The organism is uncultured Limnohabitans sp., assembly GCF_937889215.1.
Taxonomy (GTDB): domain Bacteria; phylum Pseudomonadota; class Gammaproteobacteria; order Burkholderiales; family Burkholderiaceae_C; genus Limnohabitans_A.
Genome location: NZ_CALBEX010000422.1, coordinates 1 through 6,112, shown reverse-complemented (window position 1 = coordinate 6,112; position 6,112 = coordinate 1). Strand labels below are relative to the sequence as shown.

At 58.1% G+C, this 6,112-nt stretch carries 6 protein-coding genes; 5 read left to right on the top strand and 1 reads right to left on the bottom strand.

The features are described 5' to 3' along the window. The first annotated feature begins 84 nt into the window (after positions 1-84). The 4 genes from Q0341_RS10840 to Q0341_RS10825 all read left to right on the top strand — a co-directional run bounded on the left by Q0341_RS10840 (position 85) and on the right by Q0341_RS10825 (position 3,591). Positions 85-1,113: a TRAP transporter substrate-binding protein gene (locus Q0341_RS10840; RefSeq protein ID WP_299513091.1), complete on the top strand. Its 1,029-nt coding sequence runs from the start codon at positions 85-87 to the stop codon at positions 1,111-1,113. A gap of 82 nt (positions 1,114-1,195) precedes the next feature. Further along, positions 1,196-1,717, top strand: coding sequence for a TRAP transporter small permease (locus Q0341_RS10835; protein WP_299513089.1), 522 nt, complete (start codon positions 1,196-1,198; stop codon positions 1,715-1,717). Then, positions 1,714-3,036 (top strand): TRAP transporter large permease, encoded by a 1,323-nt coding sequence (locus Q0341_RS10830; protein ID WP_299513087.1) that lies wholly within the window; start codon positions 1,714-1,716, stop codon positions 3,034-3,036. The genes Q0341_RS10835 and Q0341_RS10830 overlap by 4 nt, the downstream gene beginning before the upstream one ends. Positions 3,037-3,042: 6 nt before the next feature. After that, positions 3,043-3,591 carry an NUDIX hydrolase gene (locus tag Q0341_RS10825; RefSeq protein WP_299513085.1) on the top strand — a complete coding sequence of 183 codons (549 nt, stop codon included), beginning with the start codon at positions 3,043-3,045 and terminating at the stop codon, positions 3,589-3,591. Between the two features lie 10 nt (positions 3,592-3,601). Here the strand turns inward: Q0341_RS10825 and Q0341_RS10820 are convergent, their stop codons facing one another. After that, positions 3,602-5,260 (bottom strand): acyl-CoA synthetase, encoded by a 1,659-nt coding sequence (locus Q0341_RS10820; protein WP_299513083.1) that lies wholly within the window; start codon positions 5,258-5,260, stop codon positions 3,602-3,604. Between the two features lie 128 nt (positions 5,261-5,388). Here Q0341_RS10820 and dnaG point away from each other — a divergent pair. Continuing rightward, a partial coding sequence (gene dnaG, locus Q0341_RS10815) for a DNA primase (protein ID WP_299513081.1) occupies positions 5,389-6,112 on the top strand: 724 nt, incomplete at its 3' end.

Below are 6,112 nucleotides of genomic sequence, written 5' to 3'. Positions count from 1 at the left end.
GTCTGGATTGGGTAAACACCAATTAACCGACCGCTCGGTTGGTTTTATGATTGCATCTGAGACAACATTTAAGGAGCTCAAGGTATGACATTTTTGAAACACACCGCAGTGGCCGCCGGCTTGCTGCTGGCTGGTTTCGGCGCTCAAGCCCAGACCACCACCCTCAAAGTTCACCACTTTTTGGGCACACAATCGGTTCAGCACACCACCATGTTGGGTGACTGGTGCAAAGCCATTGCCAAAGATTCGAACAACCGCCTGAAATGCGATATTTTCCCATCCATGCAACTCGGCGGCACACCACCCCAGTTGTACAAGCAAGTGGTCGACGGCGTGGTGGATGTGGCTTGGACCTTGCAAGCCTACACCGCCAAACTGAACAAACTGGAAGTGTTTGAGCTTCCGTTCATGATGACCAACGCCGAAGCCACCAGCCGCGCCGCTTGGGACTATGGCCAAAAATATGCCAAGGACGATTTCAGCGACGTCAAGATGCTCGCCATCCATGTGCACGGCCCAGGCAACATTTACACCAAAAACAAAGCACTGACCCAAATGTCAGACTTCAAGGGTCTGAAGGTCCGCGCCCCCACACGTCAAATCGTGAAAATGGTGTCCATGTTGGGTGCCACACCGGTCAGCATGCCCGTGCCACAAGTGCCCGAGGCCCTGTCCAAAGGCGTGGTTGATGGCGCTGTGATCCCTTACGAAGTGGCTCACGGTTTGAAGGTCAATGAGTTGACCAACTTCACCGCCGAAACCGACCGCAGCTACAACGCGCTGTACACCACCGTGTTCGTGTTGCCCATGAACAAAGCCAAATACGAGTCCTTGCCAGCTGACCTGAAAGCGGTCATCGACAAGAACTCTGGCAGCGATCTCTCCGCTTTCATGGGCAAAACCCAAGCTGGCGACGACGTGGTGGGCAAAAAGATTTTCGAGGCTTCCAAAAACCAGAAAATCTCCATCATCGCCAAGGCTGAGCTCGAAAAATGGCGCAAAGCCACCGACTCTTTGGATGACAGCTGGGCCAAAGACATGACTGCAAAAGGCATGGATGGCGCCGGTATGCTCAAGTCTGCACAAGACCTGATCAAGCAATACACCAAGTAATTGGCTGCTTTGTAACAAGGGGTGGCTTGGCCACCCCTTTTTTTCGCGACAATGTGTGTTTGACCCCGTTGAGGATGTCCCCTTGGCTGATTTTGTTCTGAACGAAGATTCTCAAGCGAGAGGCCCGGTTGGCGTGGGGCTTGAATACCTCTGCAAAACCATGGCCGTGGCCGCTGGTTTGGTCCTGACCGCCATGGCCTTCATGTCGATCATCAGCATTGCAGGGCGCACCTTTTTCAGTCAACCCATTTTGGGCGACTACGAACTGGTGCAAATGTTCAGCGCCATTGCCGTGAGCCTGAGCTTGCCTTACACCCATTGGGTCAAAGGCCACGTCATCGTCGACTTTTTCACCACCAGTGCTTCGCCCCGCCTGATCGCCTGGCTCGATGCCTTTGCCAACCTGATCATGGCCGCCATCGCAGGCTTGGTGACTTGGCGCATGTGGTTGGGCTTGTTCGAGCTGCGCGAATCCATGGACGCTTCCATGCTGTTGGAAATGCCTGTTTGGTGGACTTATGTGCCCATGGTCGCGGCTTTTGCCTTGCTGTGCGCCAGCGCCCTTTATGCCATTGGCAATGATTTTGGAAAGATGCGGTCATGACTGGAATTGAATGGGGTGGCCTGATGTTTCTGGCCATGCTGGTGATGCTGGCCATGCGCATCCACATTGCGACAGCCATGCTGCTGGCAGGCTCCATTGGCTATGCGGCCGTGGCGGGCGTTGACCCCTTGATCAACTATTTCAAGCAAGCGGCCTACACACGTTATTCCGTGTACGACCTCTCTGTGGTCCCTCTATTCTTGTTGATGGGCCAATTTGCAACGCACGGGGGGCTGTCTCGGGCCTTGTTCAAGGCGGGCAACGCCTTCATCGGCCATTGGCGCGGTGGCATGGCCATGGCGGCCGTCACGGCATGCGCCGGGTTTGGCGCCATTTGCGGCTCTTCTTTGGCCACAGCGGCCACCATGGGTCAGGTGGCCTTGCCCGAGCTCAAAGCGAACGCCTATTCGATGCGTCTGTCCACGGCGGTTGTGGCCGCAGGCGGGACTTTGGGCATCTTGATCCCCCCCTCGGTTCCCTTGGTCATTTACGCGATCATCACCGAACAAAACATCGCCAAGCTGTTTGTGGCCGCATTCATTCCGGGCATCATTGCCGCGATTGGCTACATGGTGGTGATCGGCATCATTGCCCGGGTCAGCCCACAAGATGCGCCACGCGGCGTCAAATACACTTGGCCCCAAAAATTACAAGCCGTCGTCGAAACTTGGCCGGTACTGCTGATTTTTGCTGTCGTTATCGGCGGCATTTACGGCGGCATCTTCACACCCACTGAAGCCGCCTCGATCGGCACCGTGGCGACTGCATTTGTGGCTTGGACTTCAGGCGGTCTGAAGGGCAAAGGCTTTTTGCAATGCATGTACGGTGCGGCGGGTGCCACCGGCATGATTTTCTTGATTTTGCTGGGCGCAGATTTGCTGAACGTGTTCCTCGCACTCACCCAGGTCAACACCGAACTGGCCAAATGGGTGGTAGGCATGCATTTGCCGCCTCTGGCCGTGGTCTTCACCATCATCTTGATTTACCTTCTGCTCGGTTGCATCATGGACAGCCTGTCCATGATCTTGCTCACCGTCCCGATGTTCTTCCCGATCATCATGGGCATTGACATCTGGGGCATGGACAACGAGTCGAAAGCCATCTGGTTTGGTATCTTGGCACTGATGGTGGTTGAAGTGGGACTGATCACGCCGCCGGTAGGCATGAACGTGTTCATCATCAGCAGCATGGCCAAAGATGTCCCCATGAAAGAAACGTTCAAGTACATCCTGCCTTTCTTGGCTTCAGACGCGATTCGCATTTGTGCCATCGTCTTTTTCCCAAGCATCGCGCTGGTGGCCCTCAAAGTATTATCCTGACGCCTTATGTACCAACGACAAGCCATCCGCCATTGCCGAGACTGCGGCTCTCCCGTGGCCTATGGCCTGCCCCCAGATGGCGATGTGCGTGAACGCGCCATCTGCACCGCCTGCCAAACGATTCATTACGAAAACCCCCTGAACGTGGTGGGCACAGTGCCGCATTGGGGCGATCAGGTGTTGCTGTGCAAACGCAACATCGAACCGCGCAAAGGCAAGTGGACGCTGCCCGCAGGTTTCATGGAGCTGGGTGAATCCACCTCTGAGGGCGCTGCCCGAGAAACCACCGAAGAGTCCGGTGCGCAATTCATCATGGAAGACCTGCTCACGGTGATGAGCGTGCCGCGTGTGGGTCAGGTGCACTTGTATTACTGCGCCCGCCTGACCAGCGACGTGTTCGACCCCGGACACGAGACCATGGAAGCGCGCTTGTTCAAAGAAGAAGAAATTCCTTGGGACGAATTGGCCTTTCGCACCGTCAAGGAAACGCTTGAGCATTACTTTGCAGACCGGCGTGCAGGACGCTTCAGCACACACGCCTTCGACATCGCCTGAGCGCCGCCCCTCACAGGTCAATCGCCGCAGCCGACCCCGCTTGCTTGCGCAACTCAAATTTCTGAATCTTGCCCGTGCTGGTTTTGGGCAGCTCACCAAACACCACCGCACGCGGCACCTTGAAGCCCGCCAAGTGCTGCTTGCAATGCGCCACGATCTGCTCGGCCGTGACCTCGGCGTCGGCCTTCAGCTCCACAAAGGCACAAGGCGTCTCGCCCCAGCGCGCATCGGGCTTGGCTACCACGGCGGCTGCCAGCACAGCCGGGTGGCGGTACAGCACGTCTTCCACCTCGATCGATGAAATGTTCTCGCCGCCCGAAATGATGATGTCCTTGCTGCGGTCCTTGATCTTGAAATAACCGTCCGGGTACTGCACCGCCAGGTCACCGCTGTGGAACCAGCCACCTGCAAAAGCCTCTTGCGTGGCCTTGGGATTTTTCAGATAGCCCTTCATGGTGATGTTGCCTTTGAACATGATCTCACCCATAGTTTCGCCGTCTTGTGGCACGGGCTGCATGGTTTCAGGGTTGAGCACTCGCACATCGCGCTGCAGGTGGTAGCGCACACCCTGGCGGGCGTTCAGCCGGGCCCGATCGCCGATGTCGAGCGCACCCCACTCGGGATGTTTGGGGCACACCGTGGCCGGGCCATAGACCTCGGTCAGGCCATACACATGGGTCAAATCAAAACCCATCTGCTCCATGCCCTCGATCATCGAGGCCGGGGGCGCAGCGCCCGCCACCATGGCCTTGATGCCCGCAGGCACCCCCGCCTTCATGGCCGCCGGGGCATTGACCAGCAAGCCGTGCACGATGGGCGCACCGCAGTAATGCGTGACACCATGGTCGCGCATGGCATCGAACATGGCCTGCGCATCCACCTTGCGCAAACACACGTTCACGCCAGCACGCGCCGCCACCGTCCACGGAAAGCACCAGCCATTGCAATGGAACATGGGCAGCGTCCACAAATAGGCCGCGTGCTTGGGCATGTCCCATTCCAGAATGTTGGAGATCGCATTGGTGGCCGCCCCCCGGTGGTGGTAGACCACGCCCTTAGGGTTGCCGGTGGTGCCACTGGTGTAGTTCAGGGCAATCGCGTCCCATTCGTTGGCAGGCAAGCTCCAGGCAAAGTCGGCTTCGCCGCGGGCCACAAAGGCTTCGTACGTCAGATCGCCGAGATTTTCGGTGGGACCGGTGTACAACGCGTCCTCCACATCGATCACCAACATGGGCCGGGTGGACTGGCGCAGCGCCAGCGCTTTTTTCATCACGCTAGAAAACTCCGGGTCCACGATCACGGCCTTCGCCTCGCCGTGGTCGAGCATGAAGGCCACGGTCTCCGGGTCCAGCCGGGTGTTGATCGCATTGAGCACTGCCCCTGCCATGGGGATGCCAAAGTGCGCCTCTACCATGGGCGGCGTGTTGGGCAGCATCACCGCCACCGTGTCGTTTTTGCCAATGCCCGCCTGCGTGAGCGCACTGGCCAGTTGGCGGGTTCGGCGGTAAGTGGTGGCCCAGTCCTGGCGCAAATCACCGTGCACGATGGCCAGGCGGTGGGGGTACACCTCGGCCGTGCGCTCGATGAAACTCAGCGGCGAAATCGGCGCATGGTTGGCGGGGGTTTGGGGCAAGTCTTGGTCAAAGATGCTGACTTTGGTATCGGTCATGAACAGGTCCTGTTTCGGCTGACGGTTGGATGTTGATCAGTTTGCCTGACCTCGCGCTGAAATCCATGCTGGTTTGCCCCGAAACCCGCACGGAATGAACCGTCCTTATCGGCGAAAATAGCCCTCTTATGGCCATCCCCCAGTCTTTCATCCAGGAGTTGCTGTCCCGCGTCGACGTGGTCGACATCGTGGGCAAGTACGTGCAGCTCAAGAAAGGCGGCGCCAACTTCATGGGCCTGTGCCCCTTCCATGGCGAAAAATCCCCCAGCTTCAGCGTCAGCCCCACCAAGCAGTTTTTTCATTGCTTTGGATGCGGCAAAAACGGCAATGCCATCGGCTTCTTGATGGAGCACGCGGGCATGACCTTCATCGAAGCCGTGAAGGACCTGGCCCAGCAAACCGGCATGGTGGTGCCCGAAGAACAACAATCGCCCGAGGACCGCGCCAAAGCCGCCGCCGCCAAGGCCAAACAAGACAGCCTGAGCGATGTGCTCGAAAAAGCCGGTGACGCTTACCGCGACCAGCTCAAAATCACCCCGCACGCCATCGACTACCTCAAGGGCCGGGGCCTGTCGGGCCAGATCGCCAAGCGCTTTGGCCTGGGCTATGCGCCCGAAGGTTGGCGCTCGCTGGCCAGCATCTTCCCCAAATACGACGACCCGCTCCTGGCCGAATCGGGCCTGGTGATCGTCAACGAAGAAGACGACAAACGCTACGACCGTTTTCGCGACCGCATCATGTTCCCGATCCGCAACATCAAAGGCGAGTGCATCGGCTTTGGCGGGCGGGTGATCGGCTCAGGCACGCCCAAATACCTCAACTCACCGGAAACCCCGGTCTTCCACAAAGGCC